Origin of the sequence: Sulfitobacter brevis (assembly GCF_900112755.1) — a bacterium.
Classification (GTDB): Bacteria; Pseudomonadota; Alphaproteobacteria; order Rhodobacterales; family Rhodobacteraceae; genus Sulfitobacter; species Sulfitobacter brevis.
In genome coordinates this window covers 245,842-264,328 of the sequence record NZ_FOMW01000003.1, presented here as the reverse complement: position 1 = coordinate 264,328, position 18,487 = coordinate 245,842, and the positions used below count along the sequence as shown (strand labels likewise).

The 18,487-nt window shown below is 61.0% G+C and carries 13 protein-coding genes; 6 read left to right on the top strand and 7 right to left on the bottom strand.

The window, feature by feature from the left end:
• Nucleotides 1-64 precede the first annotated feature (64 nt).
• The 6 genes from BM174_RS05615 to BM174_RS05590 form a co-directional block, all read right to left on the bottom strand.
• A complete protein-coding gene (locus BM174_RS05615) occupies nucleotides 65-2,884 on the bottom strand; it encodes a molybdopterin oxidoreductase family protein (RefSeq protein ID WP_093922860.1) in 2,820 nt (939 codons plus the stop codon).
• Nucleotides 2,881-3,999: an acetate/propionate family kinase gene (locus BM174_RS05610; protein WP_093922859.1), complete on the bottom strand. Its 1,119-nt coding sequence runs from the start codon at nucleotides 3,997-3,999 to the stop codon at nucleotides 2,881-2,883. Before BM174_RS05610 ends, BM174_RS05615 begins: the two co-directional genes overlap by 4 nt.
• A complete protein-coding gene (xsc, locus tag BM174_RS05605) occupies nucleotides 3,992-5,767 on the bottom strand; it encodes a sulfoacetaldehyde acetyltransferase (RefSeq protein ID WP_093922858.1) in 1,776 nt (591 codons plus the stop codon). Before xsc ends, BM174_RS05610 begins: the two co-directional genes overlap by 8 nt.
• Nucleotides 5,768-5,879: 112 nt before the next feature.
• Entirely contained in the window at nucleotides 5,880-7,343 is a 1,464-nt protein-coding gene (gene pdxR, locus BM174_RS05600; protein ID WP_093922857.1) for a MocR-like pyridoxine biosynthesis transcription factor PdxR, read from the bottom strand.
• A 160-nt stretch (nucleotides 7,344-7,503) separates the two neighbouring features.
• Nucleotides 7,504-7,764 carry a glycine zipper 2TM domain-containing protein gene (locus tag BM174_RS05595; RefSeq protein ID WP_093922856.1) on the bottom strand — a complete coding sequence of 87 codons (261 nt, stop codon included), beginning with the start codon at nucleotides 7,762-7,764 and terminating at the stop codon, nucleotides 7,504-7,506.
• A gap of 204 nt (nucleotides 7,765-7,968) precedes the next feature.
• Nucleotides 7,969-9,360, bottom strand: a complete 1,392-nt coding sequence (locus tag BM174_RS05590; RefSeq protein ID WP_093922855.1) for an aminotransferase family protein — start codon at nucleotides 9,358-9,360, stop codon at nucleotides 7,969-7,971.
• 614 nt (nucleotides 9,361-9,974) lie between these two features.
• Between BM174_RS05590 and BM174_RS05585 the strand changes: the two genes are divergently transcribed.
• The 3 genes from BM174_RS05585 to BM174_RS05575 all read left to right on the top strand — a co-directional run bounded on the left by BM174_RS05585 (nucleotide 9,975) and on the right by BM174_RS05575 (nucleotide 13,187).
• A complete protein-coding gene (locus BM174_RS05585; protein ID WP_093922941.1) occupies nucleotides 9,975-10,979 on the top strand; it encodes a taurine ABC transporter substrate-binding protein in 1,005 nt (334 codons plus the stop codon).
• Between the two features lie 133 nt (nucleotides 10,980-11,112).
• Entirely contained in the window at nucleotides 11,113-11,919 is an 807-nt protein-coding gene (locus tag BM174_RS05580; RefSeq protein WP_093922854.1) for a taurine ABC transporter ATP-binding protein, read from the top strand.
• Nucleotides 11,920-11,924: 5 nt separating this feature from the next.
• Nucleotides 11,925-13,187, top strand: coding sequence for an ABC transporter permease (locus tag BM174_RS05575; protein WP_093922940.1), 1,263 nt, complete (start codon nucleotides 11,925-11,927; stop codon nucleotides 13,185-13,187).
• 53 nt (nucleotides 13,188-13,240) lie between these two features.
• Here BM174_RS05575 and BM174_RS05570 read toward each other — a convergent pair whose 3' ends face one another.
• On the bottom strand, nucleotides 13,241-15,439 hold the full coding sequence (locus BM174_RS05570) for a DEAD/DEAH box helicase (RefSeq protein WP_093922853.1): 2,199 nt from the start codon (nucleotides 15,437-15,439) through the stop codon (nucleotides 13,241-13,243).
• A 223-nt stretch (nucleotides 15,440-15,662) separates the two neighbouring features.
• On the opposite strand from BM174_RS05570, the gene BM174_RS05565 reads away from it, so the two are divergent.
• The 3 genes from BM174_RS05565 to BM174_RS05555 all read left to right on the top strand — a co-directional run bounded on the left by BM174_RS05565 (nucleotide 15,663) and on the right by BM174_RS05555 (nucleotide 18,484).
• Nucleotides 15,663-16,190, top strand: coding sequence for a MarR family winged helix-turn-helix transcriptional regulator (locus tag BM174_RS05565; RefSeq protein WP_177209420.1), 528 nt, complete (start codon nucleotides 15,663-15,665; stop codon nucleotides 16,188-16,190).
• A gap of 136 nt (nucleotides 16,191-16,326) precedes the next feature.
• Complete coding sequence (locus BM174_RS05560; protein ID WP_093922851.1) at nucleotides 16,327-17,046, top strand: ImuA family protein; 720 nt, start codon at nucleotides 16,327-16,329, stop codon at nucleotides 17,044-17,046.
• Nucleotides 16,940-18,484, top strand: a complete 1,545-nt coding sequence (locus tag BM174_RS05555) for a Y-family DNA polymerase (RefSeq protein ID WP_245766273.1) — start codon at nucleotides 16,940-16,942, stop codon at nucleotides 18,482-18,484. The genes BM174_RS05560 and BM174_RS05555 overlap by 107 nt, the downstream gene beginning before the upstream one ends.
• The last annotated feature ends 3 nt before the right edge of the window (nucleotides 18,485-18,487 follow it).

Here is an 18,487-nt window from a genome sequence, read left to right as displayed (position 1 = left end):
TGTGGGAAAACGGGCGGGGCGCTGCCCCGAAGCGTAGGATATTGACGGTCAAAAAGGGCAGGGATCATTTGCCGACCTTCCATGCCAGTTCTTTGGGGCCGGTGCCAACGGGGGAAGTGACGGGCGGATAGACCGGCTTGGCCTCGGCTGGCGCGGTGGTTTTCTCGATGCGGACCTTGAGGTCAAACCATGCGGCTTGGCCGGTAATCGGATCGGAATTGGCCCAGCGAAGACCGTCGCCCTTGGGGGGCAGCAGTTCGTGGATCAGGTGGTTTAGCAGGAAGCCTTTGGTGGCCTCCGGCGCATCGTGTTCAAGCGCCCAGGTACCCTTGCGCTTGCCGATGGCATTCCACGTCCAGATCGTGTTTTCGTTTAGCGCGGCCATTTCCATGACCGGCACTGTAATTTCGCCGTGTGGTGAGGTGATGCGGGCCCAGTCGCCATCGGTGAGGCTGTGTTGCGCCATCAGCTTGCTCGGCAGGTACATCGGGTTGTGGCCGTGCAACTGGCGCAGCCATGCGTTCTGGCCACCCCATGAGTGGTACATCGCCATCGGCCGCTGGGTGAGCGCGGTGACGGGGAAGCCTTCGTTGCCGTGTTGATCGGCGTCATACCAGATCGGCAGCGGCGACATCGTGGCTTTGATCCGTTCGCGCAGGTGATCGGGGGGCTGGCGTTCGCCGTGGCCTTCGGCGGCGATCTGGAATTTGCGCATTGGCTCAACGTAGAGATTGAAAAGGTAGGGCTGGGGCGCGTCGTAGAGGCCGAGCTTGACCGCCCAGTCCTGATAGGCGCGGTTCCATGGTTTGTAGTAATTCGCGCCCGCTGGAATGTGCTCGATGAAGAAGCCGCCATTGGCGATGTAATTGTCGAGTTGGCCTTCGTTAACGCCGCCGCGCCCTGATTGCAGACCGTTCGGCCCCATCCGCCACCCTGCCAGCGGCCCGATGCCGGGGCGGCGCTGGTGGTTGACGATGTAATCGGCGTAGTCGGCATATTTCTGGCTGCCGTCCTCGTTCACAAACCCGGGCAGGTCGAGCCGCGCACCAAGGTCGCAGAGCGCGGATTGAAAGCCTTTTACGTTACGGTCCGGCTCAACCACGGGCCAACGGATCGCATCGGCGGCGGCGTCAGCCTCGCAAATCGGGCGGTCGAGCAGCGAGATGCAATCGTGGCGTTCGAGATAGGTGGTGTCAGGCAGGATGAGGTCAGCATAGGCGACCATTTCGGAGGAATAGGCGTCGGAGTAGATGATGCGGGGGATCACATAGTCGCCGTTTTCATCGGTGTCGGTCAGCATTTCCATCACGCCGCCGGAATTCATCGAAGAGTTCCATGACATATTGGCCATATACATGAAAAGCGTGTCGATCTTGTAGGGATCACCGGCGTGGGCATTGGAGATCACCATATGCATCAGCCCGTGGCTGGACATCGGGTTTTCCCATGTGAAGGCCTTGTCGATCCGCGCAGGTGTGCCGTCGTCCTTGAGGGCGAGGTCTTCGGGGCCGTGGACAAAGCCGAGATGCGGGCCGTTCAGCGGCGCACCGGCATTCACACCGACATGCGGTTTGGGGTGGACCTTGGCAGGCTTGGGGTAGGGTGGTTTGAAGCGGAAGCCACCCGGTACCTCGACCGTGCCGAGGATGATTTGCAGCACATGCAGCGCACGGCAGGTTTGGAAGCCGTTGGCATGGGCGCTGATACCGCGCATCGCGTGGAAGGAGACAGGGCGGCCTGTCATCGTCTTGTGCGTCTCGCCGCGGAAGTCGGTCCATGGATGGTCAAGCTCGATCGCCTCTTCAAAAGCGACGCGGGCGATTTCGGCGGCGATGGCGCGGATGCGGGCGGCAGGAATGCCGCAGCGCTCGGCCACGGCTTCGGGGGTGTATGCGTCGGAGAGGTATTTCTCGGCCATCTGGTGGAAAACCGGGCGGTGGGTAATGCCCTTGTTGCGGTAGGTGGCGGAGAGATCGGGTTTCACGCCGGGTTGATCGAAGGCGGTGGGCTTGCCGGTTACCCGGTCGATCACCAGTTCCTTGCCATTCTCGTCGCGCAGGAACAGGCCAAAATCGGGCGATTTCTCATCGCAGTTCAGCAGCACGGGCGCGTCGGTGTATTGCGCCAGATAGGTCAGGTCGATCTTGCCCGCCTTCATCAGGCAATGGATCATCGACAGGATAAGCAGCCCGTCGGTGCCCGGCGTGATGCCGACCCAATCATCGGCAATTGCGTTATAGCCGGTGCGGATCGGGTTCACCCCGATGACCCGCGCGCCGCGTTTCTTCAGCTTACCCAAACCCATCTTGATCGGGTTGCTGTCGTGGTCTTCGGCAACACCGAAGAGCATGAAAAGCTTGGTATGATCCCAATCCGGCTGGCCGAACTCCCAAAACGATCCTCCCATGGTGTAAATGCCAGCCGTCGCCATGTTGACCGAACAAAAACCGCCGTGCGCCGCGTAATTTGGAGTGCCAAAGGCCTGCGCCCAGAGACTGGTGAAGGATTGCGACTGGTCGCGCCCGGTGAAAAAGGCCAGCTTTTCGGGGTTGGTGTTGCGGATCGGCTCCAGCCAGCTGACAGCAATGTCATAAGCCTCGTCCCAGCTGATCTCCTCGAACTCGCCAGAGCCGCGCGGGCCCACGCGCTTCAGTGGCGCGCGCAAGCGGGCGGGTGCGTTGTGCTGCATGATGCCCGCAGACCCTTTGGCACAAAGCACACCACTGTTCACCGGATGGTCGCGGTTGCCCTCGATATAAGCGACCTTGCCGTCCTTGAGATGCACGTCGATCCCGCAGCGGCAGGCACACATATAGCAGGTGGTCTTGCGAATCTCGTCCGAAACTTTCGGCGAGAGATCGAGCTTTGGTTGGTGCTGCGTCATGGCTGCGGTGCCTCCTTGAGCGCGATAAGAGCCTGTTCGGCGATATGCCGTTCTTCGGCGGCAGGGATCACCCAACTGGGAACATTTCCCGTCCAGAGCAGGTTTGCAAGAACCTCCTTCCGCATTGCGGTATCATTTTCGCCGATGCCGCCAGTGAAAGCGATGCCATCCAGCCCGCCCATGGCCGAAATCATCGATCCGGCCTGCCGCGTGATCCAATAGCAAACGTGGTCGCGGGCGAAAGTGGCGGCGGGGGTGGCGGCGGCTTGAACGCGCCGCATATCGGCGCTGATCCCCGATAGGCCCAGCAGGCCAGCGCGCGTTTGCAGCAGGTCCTCGGCTGCGTCGATGCCGATCTGGCGGGCAAGGTGGAGCACCGCGCCTGCATCGATCTCGCCGACGCGGGTGCCCATGGTCAGCCCTCCAAGCGGAGAGAACCCCATGGTTGTGGCAACCGACCGACCTTTGTGGATTGCGCAAAGCGAAGCGCCATTGCCGAGATGCATTGCCAAAAGGCGATTTGGCAGCGGCGCACCGGTCACCTCCTTCCAGTTTTGCACCATCGCGCCGTAGCTGATGCCGTGGAACCCATAGCGACGCAGCCCTGCCGTCTCGGGCGTGCCGGGCAGGGCATAGCGGTAGGCAACGGGCGGATTGGTGGCGTGAAATGCCGTGTCAAAGCTCGCGCATTGCGGCAGGTCGGGCATGGCGGCGGTGATCGCGTCAATCGCGGCGAGGTTATGCGGGTTATGCAGCGGGGCCAGCGGAATGCAGGCGGCGATCTTTCCCCGCACCTGCGGGGTGATCCGCAGGCTGCGCGACAGGTCCGGCCCGCCGTGCACCACACGGTGTGCCGCGGCGCTCAGATCGCCGACTGCCACGCCATATGCAACCATCGCCGAGAGGATTTCGGTGAGCGCTGCTGTATGGTCGCACAACGCCATATCGCGGCTTTCACCAGCGCAGGTGATACGCCCTTCCTCGTCATCGCCGATGCCGGTCGCCTCAATGCGCAACAACTCACGCAAGCTGCTGCCGAAAAGCGCGGTTTTGATCGAGGAGGAGCCCGCGTTGACAACCAACACGGGCCCGTCTGGCTGTTTCGGCTTAGACATTCTGCGGGCGCATGTCGTCCTTGCTGATTCCAGCTACACTTACCGGCTTTTTCATCGCATCGCGGCGGAACGGCTCACCCAGTTCCTGATTGAGCAAGATCTCGATAAAGGTGGTTTTGCCTTCGCTCATCTGTGCCTTTACCGCCTTGTCGAGCGCAGCAGTCAGGTCCTGCATCGTGGTGACCTGCACGCCCTCGACGCCGCAGGCCGTGGCGATCTGGGCGTAGTTCACGTCCTGCGCCAGTTCGGTGCCGACGAAATTATCCTCGAACCACAGCGTCGTGTTGCGCTTTTCCGCGCCCCATTGGTAGTTGCGGAAAATGACCATGGTGATCGCGGGCCAATCCTCGCGGGAGACCGACACCATCTCGTTCATTGAAATGCCAAAGGCGCCATCGCCCGCAAAGCCGACAACCGGCACATCGGGGCAAGCGATCTTGGCACCGACGATGGCAGGGAAGCCATAGCCGCAGGGGCCGAACAAACCCGGCGCGAGGTATTTGCGGCCTGCCTCAAACATCGGATAGGCATTGCCGATGGCGCAGTTGTTGCCGATGTCGGAGCTGATAATCGCATCCTTGGGCAGTGCCGACTGGATCGCACGCCATGCCATGCGCGGCGACATCTTGGCGGGCTCACGGTCGCGGGCGCGTTCGTTCCATGTGGTACCCGGATCGTCGTCCTCGTGATCCATCGAGGTGAGTTCCTGCGCCCAAGCAGATTTGGTCTGTGCGATCAAAGCGGTGCGGTCCGTGCGGCCTGCATCACCGGCGCTATCGCTTAGCTTGGCCAAGATCGCATCGGCGACCTTCTTGGCGTCGCCCACTATGCCCACGGCGACCTTTTTGGTCAGGCCGATCCGGTCGGGATTCATGTCGACCTGAATGATCTTGGCGTCCTTGGGCCAATAATCAATGCCATAACCGGGCAGGGTCGAAAACGGGTTCAACCGAGTGCCGAGTGCCAGCACCACATCGGCCTTGGCGATCAGCTCCATCGCGGCCTTGGAGCCGTTATAGCCGAGCGGCCCGACCGACAGCGGGTGCGAGCCGGGGAAAGCATCGTTGTGTTGGTAGCCACAGCATACCGGCGCGTCCAGTCTCTCCGCCAGCGCCATCGACGCCGGAATCGCGCCGCCGATCACCACGCCTGCGCCGTTCAGCATGACAGGGAATTTGGCCTCGGAGAGCAGCTTGGCCGCCGCATCGACCGCGTTTTCCCCGCCCGAGGGGCGCTCGAATTCCACGATGGCGGGCAGCTCAATGTCGATCACCTGCGTCCAGAAATCACGCGGAATGTTGATCTGCGCGGGCGCGGAATGACGTTTGGCTTGCAAGATCACGCGATTGAGGGTTTCGGCCATGCGCGACGGGTCGCGGACCTCTTCCTGATAGGCGACCATGTCGCGGAACAGCGCCATCTGCTCAACCTCTTGGAAGCCACCCTGACCAATCGTTTTATTCGCCGCCTGCGGGGTGACCAGCAACAGCGGCGTGTGGTTCCAATAGGCGGTTTTGACCGGTGTCACAAAGTTGGTAATACCGGGGCCGTTCTGCGCCACCATCATCGACATCTTGCCCGAGGCGCGGGTGTAGCCATCGGCCATCATGCCGGAATTACACTCATGCGCGCCGTCGAAAAACTTGATCCCTGCCGCCGGAAACAAGTCCGATATTGGCATCATAGCAGAGCCGATGATCCCGAACGCATTGTCGATCCCGTGCATCTGGAGAACTTTGACAAAGGCCTCTTCAGTGGTCATTTTCATGGCGGGGGATCCTTGTGATTTATTGTGGCGGAGCGATTCCGCTAAGATGCCGAGAATAGTTTCCACCGCTGGTTCGAGTTAGGGCCAGAGCAGGGTGCGGAATAAGGCCAGATTACGCGCTAGCGGCAATTTCCTTGGCAACCATCGCGACTCCCTCGCTGATGCGCGATGTCGGGATCGAGGAATAGGCGAGGCGGTAGTAATTTGTGGGCCGCAGATCACCGGCAAAGAAGGCGCGACCCGGTTCGATCAGCACGCCCTTCGACTGTAGCTTGCGGGCCAGATGATCGGTATCCACCGTCTCGGGCGCGCGCATCCAGAAGGATGAGCCGCCATAGTAGCCGCGCCCGGAAACCTGCAACCCGTGGTCGGTCATCGCCTGCTCCATCACCACGCGGCGTTCGTGCAGCGCAGCACCCATCCGGCGAATTTGTGCGTCGTAATAGCCGAGTGACAGGAAGTAGGCGGCAGTGCGCTGGATATGGCCGGGCGGATGGCGCAACACGCTGGCGCGCAGGGCGCGGGCCTCGCGGATGAACGGCTCGGAGCCGACAAGATAGCCCAGCCGCAGCCCCGGAAACAGGGATTTGGAGAAGCTGCCTACGTAGATAACCCGCCCGTCCGCATCCATCGATTTCAGCGCAGGCGAGGGAGGTTTGAGGAACGACATCTCGAATTCATAATCGTCCTCGACGATCAGCGCATCAGTTTCGCGGGCACGGTCCAGCAGGGCGCGACGACGGTCCATTGGCATGGTGGCGTTGGTCGGGCACTGGTGACTGGGGGTGGTGAAAATCACATCGGTTTCGGGCGGGATCGCGTCAGGCGGCAACCCGTCCTGATCGACGCGCACCGGCGTCACATGACAGCGCGACTGGCTGAGAATGTCGCGCAGTGCGTGATAGCAGGGGTCTTCTAACACGGCGCGGCGACGTTGGGTCAGCAAGACTTGCGTCGTCAACCAAAGCGCGTTCTGTGCGCCGAGCGTGATCAAAATCTGGCTGGGACGGGCGGAAATGCCGCGCCGTGGCAGGGTGTGCCGGGCGATAAATTCAATCAGCCGCGGATCGTCCTGATCGTAGTAGTCGGTGGTCAGCGCGGTGAAGTCGCGCTGACCCAATGCCTGAAGCGCACACAGTCGCCAGTTGGCATGGTCAAATAGCGTCGGGTCGGCTTGGCCATAGATGAAGGGAAACCGGTACTGCGCCCAATCTTGTGGTTTGGAGGGGGTGGCACCACCACTGAAACGCTGGCCGATTGCACGGCCCCAGTCGACGGCATCGTCATTCTCGGCAGCGGGCTCGAAATCGGGCGGAGCGGGGGCATTTTCCGAAACGAAATAGCCGGACCTGCCTTTGGCAAAAAGGTATTCGTTGGCCAGTAGCTCGGTATAGGCGATGGTCACGGTGATGCGGCTGACGCCCAGATGCTGTGCCAACTTGCGTGTCGAGGGCAGCTTTTCACCCTGCCGGAATCGCCCTGACAAAATGCCTTGGGCAATCATCTGCTGGATCTGCTGTTGCAGGGTGCCTTGCGCGTCGGGGCGCAAAAAGAAGGTCTCGACGGGGAGTGTCATTCTTCCACTCTAGGCTGGACCTAGTTGCGGATCAATCTGGCATTATCACGGGGCCAATTCTTTGTGACGCCCCCTATGCTTGTGCAATAAAAAAGGCTCCGGAAAAATCCGAAGCCTTCTTGAAATCAAGCTTGTGTTAAATCAAGCCTGCTGCGGTGCCTTATGGGCAAGCAGCATAGTAACGCTGACCAGCAGAGTTCTGGTAAACGCATTTGCCGCCGGATGTGCGGCCAATGTAGTTACCAGCAGCGGCGCCAGCCAAGCCACCAATGATCGCGCCTTGGATTTTGTCGTCATCGTTGGAAACAGCAACACCTGCTGCGGCACCAAGAGCGGCGCCTGTCAGGGCACCTTGGTTCTGCGGGGCACCGCAAGCGGCCAGGCCAGCAATCATCGGTACAATCAAAAGGAATTTCTTCATGGGTCTTCTCCGGTTTGTGTTCAATTGTTAACGCCGCCCCTCTTGAAAAGGTTCCGGCGTATGTGACGTGTGCGCAAAAAAACCCAAAAAGGGGCAATCGGGCGCGTGTCATGTTCGGGCAAGACAAGCGTTACATGGCACAAAAGGCGGACGGGTCAAGCCCGCCCGCCCCTCATGTGCGACTTATGGCCGATGGCCGATGGGTTAGCCGAAGACGCGACCCAGAGCGCCATCAACCGCTGTGATGATCTGGTCGATATCGTCTTTCTTGGCGATCAGCGCAGGCGAGAAACATAGCGTGTTGTTCTTGCCGGGCAGCGAGCGGTTGGTCGCGCCGATGATTACGCCTTGCGCCATGCAATCGCCGACCACGGCCTGCACCATTTTCTCGGCCACAGGGTCGCGACTGTCACGATCCGCGACCAGTTCGGCCCCGAGGAACAGACCCTTGCCGCGCACGTCGCCAATCACGGCGTGGCGGTCTGCCAATGCGGCCAATTGATCAAGCATATAGTCACCCATCTTGGTGGTATTGGCGAGCAATCCTTCGTTTTCGATGATGTTCATATTCTCCAGCCCCGCTGTCGGGCCAGCGGTGCAGCCCCCGAAGGTGGAGATATCGCGGAAGTAGTTCATCGGGTCGGAGGCGTCGTCCTTGAACATGTTGAACACCTCTTCGGTGGTCACAAGGCAGGCAATCGCCGCATAGCCGGAGGCCACGCCTTTGGCCATGGTCACCATATCGGGCTGGATGCCGTAGTGCTGGTAGCCGAACCACGTGCCGGTGCGGCCTACGCCACAGACCACTTCGTCGATGTGCAGCAGAATGTCATACTTGCGGCAGATTTCCTGCACGCGCTCCCAATATCCGTCAGGCGGGACGATAACGCCGCCGCCTGCGGTCACCGGTTCAAGGCACAGGCCGCCGACGGTGTCAGGCCCTTCGGCCAGAATAATCTTTTCGATCTGGTCTGCGGCCCAGACGCCATAGTTTTCCGACGGTGCGCCGTCCTGCTCAAAGCTGCGGTACTCAAGGCAATGCGGCACCCGCACGAAACCATCAGTGAACGGGCCATACTGCGCATTGCGCTCGTCCTGTCCGCCCGCTGACAAACAGGCGATTGTGGTGCCGTGGTAATCGCGGTCGCGGTAGAGGATCTTGTGCTTTTTGCCGCCATAGCGCTTGTGCGCAATCTGGCGGACCATCTTGAAGCCCTTCTCGTTGGCCTCCGAACCGGAGTTGCAATAGTAGACGCGGCTCATGCCCGGCATCTTGTCGATCAGCTTTTCAGCGAATTGCGAACCGGGGATCGAGCCCGCGGAGCCTGCGAAATAGTTCAGTTTGATCAACTGGTCGCGTACGGCGTTGGCGATACTTTCGCGGCCATAGCCTACGTTGACTGTCCAGACCCCGCCCGAAACGGCATCAAGGTGCTCTTTGCCCTTTTGGTCCCAAACCCGCATGCCTTTGCCTTCGACAATGATGCGCGGTTCGGTGGTTTCATAGGGCTTGTGCTGGCTCAGGTGGTGCCAGATGTGGGCGCGATCGGCCTCGACCACACGGGAAATATCGTTCTCGTTGAAATTGCCATCCATCATCTCGGACCTTTCATGCTGCGCGCGTCAGGAGGTGAAATCGCAGGCGATGTCGCCGCGTCATTTTGAGACAACACAGTCTTTTAGAAGAATCAAGTAGGGCCAGTGTTTCTTGATGTTTAGGGCCAGAACGGTCGAATGGGCCCGACAGGGAGGAATTTCCCTTGTTTTAAGAGAGCGCGGCGGAAATCAGCGCAGTCCGCAGGCGTGGCGCGAAATGGCAAAGCGGGGTTCTAATGTGATGCCAGATCAGGCACTCCGCGCCAAACTGGACTCATGGCTTCGGTCCAATTGGACGTTTATTCCTGACTGGTATCGCAGACAGTTGCAGAGGCTATCGGCGCTGTTGACCGCAATTTTGGCTTTTTCACCTTTTTGGTTTAAAAAGCCAAAGTAAGCGCGGAATTTTTTGAAAGTATGGGCAGAATGATTTGCCCGAAACGACAATAGGAGACATGATTGATTTCAGCACAATGATGTTGAAACGGCAGAGCCAAACCAACGCCGAACCCAAGACCCCAAAGCGAAATTCGGGGGCGCAGATCGGCGCCAAGTCGACGCAAAAAACAAAAGATGCGGCCAGCAAGGACCGCAAATTCATCAGGGAGAATAAGATGTTCAAGGAAACAACAAGCAGCCTCGTGGCCGGTGCGGTGATGGCACTGTCAGGGCAGGCCGCATTTGCCGATGCGCATGGCGAAATCACTGTGGGCTACTTCCTCGAATGGCCGATGCCGTTCCAGTATGCCAAGGTTAACGGCACCTACGACGAAGAGTTGGGCACCAAGGTCAACTGGGTCAGTTTTGATTCCGGCACCGCGATGAGCGCGGCAATGGCCTCGGGTGATGTACAGATTTCTGTCAGCCAAGGTATTCCACCCTTCGTGGTCGCCACATCGGCAGGGCAGGATTTGCAGGTCGTCGATGTTGCCGTGTCCTACTCTGAAAATGACAATTGCGTCGTGTCCTCCGGCCTTGAGATCGACAAGGATTCCGCGTCCGAGCTTGCCGGCAAGAAAGTTGCCGTGCCGCTGGGCACCGCAGCCCATTACGGCTTCCTCAAGCAGATGGATCACTTTGGCGTCGATGTCGGCAGCATGACGGTCGTTGATATGGCCCCTGCTGAAGGTGCCGCCGCGCTGAGCCAAGGCTCGGTCGATATGGCCTGCGGATGGGGCGGTGCCCTGCGTCGCATGAAGGAATCGGGCAATATTCTGCTGACTGGTGCCGAGAAGGAAGAGCTTGGCATTCTAGTATTTGACGCCACCACCGCGCCTGCGTCTTTTGTGGCCGAGAATAGTGATATCGTCGCGAAATTCATCAAGGTGACCGCCGATGCCAACGCGATGTGGGCCTCGGGCGAAAAAACTGACGAGATGCTCGAAGTTATCGCTAAGGACTCCGGCATGGATGTGGAAGCGACCAAGGAAACCCTCGCGACCTTTGCCTTTCCGACAATTGACGACCAGCTGGCCGACAAATGGCTCGGCGGCGGCAGCCAGAAGTTCATGGGCGGCGTTGCTCAGGTGTTCGTCGACGCGGGCTCCATCGATTCCGCGCTCGACAGCTATGATGGCACTGTGAACACCGGCCCGCTGAAGGCCGCGCAGGGCATGTGATCTGTAGGCGGTTCCCGACGCATCCAGGCGTTGGGACCCGCTGATCAGCTGGGGCGGCGCTGTGGCACGATCTTTGATCTCGTGTCACATTGCGGCCCCTTTCGCCCTCCCATAGCTGAAAAGAGCAGGACCCATGACCGGACTCTCTATTGAAAATCTATCCATGCGCTTTGACTTGCCGGACGGCGGATCGGTGCAGGCGCTAAAAGACGTGTCGATCGACCTTAAAGCAGGCGAACTTTTGAGCGTGCTCGGTCCCTCGGGGTGTGGCAAAACTACCTTGCTTAATATCGTTGCGGGCTTTCTGGCCCCGACCTCGGGGGAGATCGTGCTGAACGGCAAAAGCGTGCATGGCCCCAGTGCCGAACGCGGCATGGTGTTTCAGCAAGGTGCTTTGTTCGAGTGGATGTCGGTGCGTGAAAACGTGGGCTTTGGTCCCTCGATGAAGGGCATGCCCAAGAACGACAAACGCGACACCGTGAACCACTTGCTGGATGTCGTGGGCTTGCAGGAATTCAAGGAAAAGGCGGTTTATGAGCTGTCGGGTGGCATGCAGCAGCGCGTGGCACTGGCCCGCTGTCTGGCCAATGACCCCGATGTAATCTTGATGGATGAGCCCTTGGGCGCATTGGACGCGCTGACCCGCGAAAAGATGCAAAGCCTTGTGCTGAAGCTGTGGAAAGAGACCGGCAAGACCATCATCCTGATCACCCACTCGGTCGAAGAGGCTTTGTTGCTGGGCGAGCGGCTGATCGTCATGGCCCCGCGTCCGGGACGCATTCATAAAGAATACCGTCTGCCCTTTGCCGAGCTTGGCGTCGGGCAGGATCTGCGCGAAGTAAAGAAACATCCTGAATTCGCCACCAGACGCGAGGAAATCCTCAGCATGATCTGGGATATGGAGGAAGAAATTATGGGCCGCACCGAGGCAAGCGCATGACGGGTCTGGTATTTCTGGCGATTTATATCGGCATCTTTGCCGGAGCCTTTCTGATCATCACCCGCGTGGTGCAACGGACCAACAATGACTACACTTCGCTAAAAACGGTCACCTTTGGCGATGAGAGCGCCGTGCGCCCGAACCGCTGGGCGGGGGTGATCTCGATCCTGACGATTTTCGTGATGTGGGGGATTTTCACGGGTTCCTCACTGCTGCCATCGTTCCTGCACGCCCCGGGGCCATTTTTGGGCACATCAAACTTTACCTACACTGCCGAAGCGGACGGAAAGCGCGATGATGCGACCGTCACGGTGGTGGTGCATCCGCGCGAGGCCGAGGTTGAGGAGCCGGTAATTGAGGCCGGAGACGGCTTTGCCAAGAACGATGTCGCAACTGTGGCGCAGTGGCGCAACAAGCTGATCAACGTCAGCGGCAATGACGAGATCTCCAAGAAAGACGGCGCCCGCGTCATCGCGATCAACGGTAAGAAAATCGCGCCCGGCGGTTCGGTGCGGGTCGAGGGCGGGGTGGTGAACCTCAGCGACAAGGGCACGCCAAATTTCGTACCCGCCAAAGGTTGGCAGATGGAGCCACTTTATCTACCCGCGCCCGAAGATGTCTGGGCCAGAACCGGCCAGATCATTGACGAAGGATTTCGCAACTTCACGTTGTTCGAGCATTTGGGTTTCTCACTGTTTCGGGTAATCGTGGGCTTTATCTGCGGCGCGATTGTTGGCATTCCGCTGGGCTATGCGATGGGCCTGAGCAATTGGTTTCGTGGCTGGTTCGACCCGATTGTCGAATTTATGCGGCCCGTGCCGCCGCTGGCCCTGATCCCGCTGGTGATCATCTGGGCGGGCATCGGCGAGACGGGCAAAATCATCCTGCTGTTCCTCGCCGCACTCTGGATCATGGCAATCGCCGCACGTTCAGGGGTGTCGGGGGTCAATATCTCCAAGGTGCACGCGGCCTATTCGCTCGGGGCGTCAAAATGGCAGATCATGCGCTATGTGATCATCCCCAACTCGCTGCCGGAGATCTTCACCGGCGCACGGGTGGCGATGGGGGTCTGTTGGGGTACAGTTGTCGCGGCAGAGTTGGTCGCAGCGGAGCAGGGGGCGGGCATGATGATCATGACGGCGTCCAAGTTCCAGAACACTGACATCGTGATTATGGGGATCATCCTGATCGGGGTCATCGGCTTTGGCATCGACATGCTGATGCGCGCCGCCGAGCGGTTCTTGGTGCCGTGGAAGGGCAAGGGCTGATCCTCGTCCACCGCACAAATGAAAAACGCCGGGGCTGACCCCGGCGTTTTTACTTATTTAGGACGGGATGTGCTTTTGCCCTTGGGCTTGGCACCGGGGCCACCTGCGGGCTTGGTGCCTTGCTTGCCGATCTTGTTCGGCGGCGTGAAGCGTTTGGAGGGGTCCGAAGCCCGCGTATATGATTTTTCGCCTGCTGGTCCGTCACCACGCGAGGTGGTCGACGAGGTTGGCTTGCCGGGCTTGGGTTTGCGCGGCTCATAGTTGCTGTCGGCGGGCTTTTCCTTTTTCCAAACCGCTTTGGCCTTTGGTTTGCCGTCGGCATCGGGTTTGGGGTTTGTTTTCGGCTTGGGCGCGGCACCGGCTTTCATCGGCGTACGCTCGGTTTTGTGCGACTTTGGCGGACGTTCACCCTTGGGTGCGCGGGGCTTTTCAAACTTGGGTTTGTCGGTGCGCGGCTTGTCGCTATAGGGCTTGGGCGGGCGCGGAGCCTGCGTTTCTGCCACGGGTGCTTCGGATGGGGCCGCGCGGGGTTTGCGCGACGCGCTTGGCGCGTCGGAATCATAGGCAGGGCGCGGGGCACGTTCGGGACGTGGGCCACTGTCGGCGCGGGGAGCGCGATCAGGCCGCGGTCCGCTCGGCTTGCTGCGCGGGCCACTTGGTTTCGGACCGCGTGCAATATCGGGCGCGCTGTCCAACTGGGTCACAACAGCGCCCATTTCGGCCTTCATATCAGGGCCAAGCGCCGTGACGAAACGCGGTGCCGCGCTGGCGAGGATTTCCACAAAGCTGTGGGTTGGCTGGACGCGGATCGCGCCAATGTCGTCCTTGGTCAGATCGCCGAGACGGCAGAGCATTGGCAGCAAGGTGCGCGGCTCTGCTCCGTCATTGCGGCCGGTCGAAACCGAGAACCAGACCGAGGGGCCAAAGGCGGCACGCGGTTTTTCATCGCCCACAGCACCGGGTTCGGCCAGTTCTTCGGGGGCCGAGGCGCGGGCGCGGTAGAGGTTGACGAAAGCAGTTGCCAATTGTTCGGGCGTGAATTGCTCGACCAAGCTGGCGACGAAATTTTCGGCATCTTCGGGGATCGGGGCTGACCATGCGGAATCGGCCAGCAAACGCGCCTCGTCGGCGGCATTCACTTCGGCGGCCGAGGGCGGTGCCGCCCATTCAACCTTCAGCTTGGCGCCGCCGATCAGACGGTTGGCCTTGCTGCGCATTTTGGCAGGCACGATCAGCGCCGAGACGCCTTTGCGCCCCGCACGACCGGTGCGGCCCGAGCGGTGCAGCAGCGTGTCGGAGTTTGAAGGCAGATCAGCGTGGATCACCAGTTCCAGATCGGGCAGATCGATACCGCGTGCGGCCACGTCGGTCGCCACGCAAACACGGGCGCGTCCGTCACGCAGCGCTTGCAAGGCGTTGGTCCGCTCTGATTGGGTCAACTCACCTGACAGCGCCACAACCGAAAAACCACGGTTGGTGAAACGGGTGGTCAGCCGTGTCACGGCCGCACGGGTGTTGCAGAACACGATGGCGTTCTTTGCCTCATAGAAGCGCAGCACGTTGATGATGGCGTTTTCGGTGTCGCGCGGGTGCACGTTCAGCGCGCGATACTCGATATCGCTGTGCTGCTTGGCCTCACCAACGGTGGTGATGCGCTGTGCATCGCGCTGATAGGATTTCGCGAGCTTGGCGATTGCCGCAGGAACGGTCGCGGAGAACAGCAGGGTGCGGCGGTCTTCGGGCGCTTCGGAGAGGATGAACTCCAACTCTTCGCGAAAGCCCAGATCGAGCATCTCGTCGGCTTCGTCCATCACCACCGCGCGGATCGACGACAGGTCGATGTTGCTGCGTTTGATGTGGTCACACAGACGGCCCGGCGTGGCGACAACGATATGCGCGCCGCGGTCCAGTGCGCGGCGTTCCGCGCGGGTGTCCATGCCGCCGACGCAGGTCGTAACGACTGCGCCGGTCTTGCCATAAAGCCAGGTCAATTCGCGGCTGACCTGCATGGCCAGTTCGCGTGTTGGCGCGATGACCAGTGCCAGTGGCGCACCGGCTGAGTTGAAATGGGTGTCGGTTCCCAGCAGGGTTGGCGCGATGGCAAGGCCAAACGCCACCGTCTTGCCCGAACCGGTCTGGGCGGAAACCAGCAGATCTGCTTCGTCCAGCGCGGGATCGGTTACGGCCTCCTGAACGGCGGTAAGTGTCTCATAACCCTGTTGGGCGAGCGAATCGGCAATAGTCTGAATCAAGAAATTATGTCCTGTTGTTTTGGCGCTGCCTGCGGCAGGCGGGCCAAAAGCGGGTGTTTTGGCAAGGCTAGCGGCAGCGGGTACGCTCTCAAAACCGGAATGTACATGGTCATTGTGCCGCAGGATAGGCGGTTTTTCTCAACCTTCCAGCGGGAAGAAGGCTTGATTCGATTATTAATGTATGGATTTTTATCTCCTTTACCGAGTGTGCAGGTGCCGTAAAATGTCCAGTGAAAGTGACGCGACCTTGCCATGCGGCGGGGCTGATTCGGCCAAACATCCGCCAGTTGAGACAATCGAAGACGTCATCTCGTTTAAGATAAAGCGCTTGAATGGCCTGATCGACCGCCGCGGCTTTGACTGGCTGGAGGCGCTATTTGATCTGAGCCTGAATGAATGGCGCGTGTTGGCGTTGATCCGGTCCAAGGGACCGGTACGGGCGGGCGATCTGTCGGGCTTTCTGTTGATGGACAAAAGCCAGTTGAGCCGCTTGTTGAAGGAGTTGATTGGCAAAAGGCTGATTAGCAGCAACCCTGATCGGCAGGATGCGCGGGCGGTTGTGCTGCGTGTGACGACCAAGGGAAAAGCGCTTTACGGGCGGATACTGGGGGAAGTGGTGCGCCGGAACGAGCGTGTGCTGACCCCGCTTACTGCCGGGGAAGCGGCGCTTTTTAACGGCATGCTGGACAGGGTGATCGCGTTCAACCTGTCGCGGACCAGCGATGAGAGCGACCCCGCGAACCACGAGTGATTGCTGAGTGGCGGGCCGCTTTTGCGCCGCCATCTCGGCTTTGCCGCTTTGGTGAAGCCACGACGATCTTGCACGTGCCCTCTACCCAAGCAGGCTCTTTTCATGTAGAACAAAAAGTGAACATATGGAGGGATGCATGATACCCGATTCTTCATTTGGGCAGGTCGTTTCCCTGTCCGCCAAACGTCTGGTGCAGGACGTGCCAAGGCCCGGTTCAGGGGGCGCGGTGCTGCGCGATGTGTTGGCGGGCGGGCCGTTCGATGCGGCGGTGACGGGGTTTGTGCTGGCCTGTCTGGGCGAGAGTACCGATCCGGTGCTTTGGGTGTCGGACCGGATGTCGCGGCGCGAGAATGGCCAGCTTTACGGGCCGGCGCTGCGCAATTTCGGCTTTCGCGGCCATGTGCTGAAGGTCGAGGTCAGCCATCCGCGCGATGTGCTTTGGGCGATGGAGGAAGGTGCCGCCTGTGCGGGGTTGTCTGCCGTGGTGGGCGAAATACACGGTGCACCGGAGGTGTTGAGCTTTACCGCCACCAAGCGCCTTGCCCTGCGGGCCGAGACCGCTGGCGTGCCGATCTGGCTGATCCGGTCGGGCGATCACGGGGCGCTGTCGGCGGCGCGCGAACGTTGGCGGCTCAGCGCGCTGCCGTCCCAGACCCATCCCTACAACCCCCAAGCTCCCGGCGCACCGCTCTGGGAGGCGGAGCTGTTTCGGGCGCGCGGGCGCAGCCCCGGCACGTGGGTGGCCGCCCATGACCCAACCGCAGCCGAGCCCGCAAATCGTCTCCGCTTATTTCCCCAATCTGGCGATGGACAGATGGCAGAGGATGACCGCGCAACAGCGGACCTTGCCGGATGACACGGTGCCGGTGGTGCTGGCACGCCAAGGCGCGCACGGTCCGGTGATCCACGCGCTTGGCGCTGCCGCGCAAGCGCGGGGGATCAGCGCGGGCGAGCGGGTTGTCGATGTGCAGGCGATCCATCCGGACTTACACGTCGAGCCCGCCGACCCCGAGGGCGAAGGCGCATTGCTGGCCCGTGTGGCGCTTTGGGCGCGGCGCTGGTGCCCGTGGACCGTGCGCGACGGGGCGGATGGCATCGTGATGGACGTGACCGGCGCCGCGCATCTTTTTGGCGGAGAGGCAGCGATGCTGCGCGACATGGGCGCGCGCTTTGCCATGCAGGGCTTGTCGGCGCGGCTGGCGATGGCCCCGACCCGTGGGGCGGCGCAGATGCTGGCACGGTTTGGCGCTGCGGGGACGATCTGCGGGCCGCAGGAGGTGGCGGAACTGCTGGCGCCGTTGCCCGTGGTCGCCCTGCGGATCGACAGCGATACCTCGCGGCTGCTGACACGGCTTGGCCTCAAAACCATCGGCGCGCTGATGGAGGTGCCCCGCGTTGCGCTGATGCGGCGGTTTGACCGGATCGCCGAGGATCGCAACCCGCTGGTTCTGCTCGACCGCGCGTTGGGGCGGCTGGGCGATCCGCTCAATGCACCGGGCGAGGGACGGCGCTGGCTGGCACGAGCGCGATTGCCTGAACCGGTGATTGATCCGGTGCCGCATCTGGACGGGCTGGCCGCCGATCTTTGCACCCAACTGGCACAGGCGGAACTGGGCGTACGGTTGCTGCGGCTGACGATTTACCGTGTCGATGGTGAATGGCGCTCGCGCAATGTGGCGACGGCCTCGGCCAGCCGCGAGGCCAGTCATGTGCTGCGCCTGCTGCGTGGCAAGCTTGACGGTATCGACCCCGGTTTCGGGTTTGATCTTTTGACGCTGGAGGCACTGCGGGTAGAGCCCTTGGCGCTGCATCAGGACCATTTGGAGGGCGGGCGCGAAGCGGGCCGCGATGTGGCGGCACTGTTGGACCGGCTGACCGCCAAGCTGGGGCCGGAGCGCATTACATGGCCGGTCTGGGTGCAAAGCCATCTGCCCGAACGGGTCGAGGGCCGCGTGCCTGCGCTGACCGGCGCGCCCGCGGCACCGCCTGTTCTATCACGCGACCGGCCCTTGCGTCTGCTCACACCGCCCGAGGAGATTGCGGTGCTTTATGCGGTGCCCGAAGGCCCGCCTGCGCGGTTTCGCTGGCGGCGGGTGGCCTATCTGACCACGCGCCATGAGGGGCCCGAGCGTATCGCGCCGGAGTGGTGGCGCGATCGCCCCGGCACGCGGCTGCGGGATTACTATAAGGTCGAGGTTGGTGACGGGCGGCGCTTCTGGATTTACCGTCAGGGTATTCTGGGCGACGGACGCGGCGGCGATCCGCATTGGTTTTTGCACGGGATTTTCGCGTGATGG

Bases quoted from the DNA above. Each gene is read 5' to 3' on its own strand.
- xsc (WP_093922858.1), bottom strand. From the start codon at position 5,767: ATGAAAATGACCACTGAAGAGGCCTTTGTCAAAGTTCTCCAGATGCAC.
- BM174_RS05560 (WP_093922851.1), top strand. From the start codon at position 16,327: ATGATACCCGATTCTTCATTTGGGCAGGTCGTTTCCCTGTCCGCCAAA.
- BM174_RS05610 (WP_093922859.1), bottom strand. From the start codon at position 3,999: ATGTCTAAGCCGAAACAGCCAGACGGGCCCGTGTTGGTTGTCAACGCG.
- pdxR (WP_093922857.1), bottom strand. From the start codon at position 7,343: ATGACACTCCCCGTCGAGACCTTCTTTTTGCGCCCCGACGCGCAAGGC.
- BM174_RS05590 (WP_093922855.1), bottom strand. From the start codon at position 9,360: ATGGATGGCAATTTCAACGAGAACGATATTTCCCGTGTGGTCGAGGCC.
- BM174_RS05615 (WP_093922860.1), bottom strand. From the start codon at position 2,884: ATGACGCAGCACCAACCAAAGCTCGATCTCTCGCCGAAAGTTTCGGAC.
- BM174_RS05555 (WP_245766273.1), top strand. From the start codon at position 16,940: ATGACCCAACCGCAGCCGAGCCCGCAAATCGTCTCCGCTTATTTCCCC.
- BM174_RS05595 (WP_093922856.1), bottom strand. From the start codon at position 7,764: ATGAAGAAATTCCTTTTGATTGTACCGATGATTGCTGGCCTGGCCGCT.
- BM174_RS05580 (WP_093922854.1), top strand. From the start codon at position 11,113: ATGACCGGACTCTCTATTGAAAATCTATCCATGCGCTTTGACTTGCCG.
- BM174_RS05585 (WP_093922941.1), top strand. From the start codon at position 9,975: ATGTTCAAGGAAACAACAAGCAGCCTCGTGGCCGGTGCGGTGATGGCA.
- BM174_RS05565 (WP_177209420.1), top strand. From the start codon at position 15,663: ATGTCCAGTGAAAGTGACGCGACCTTGCCATGCGGCGGGGCTGATTCG.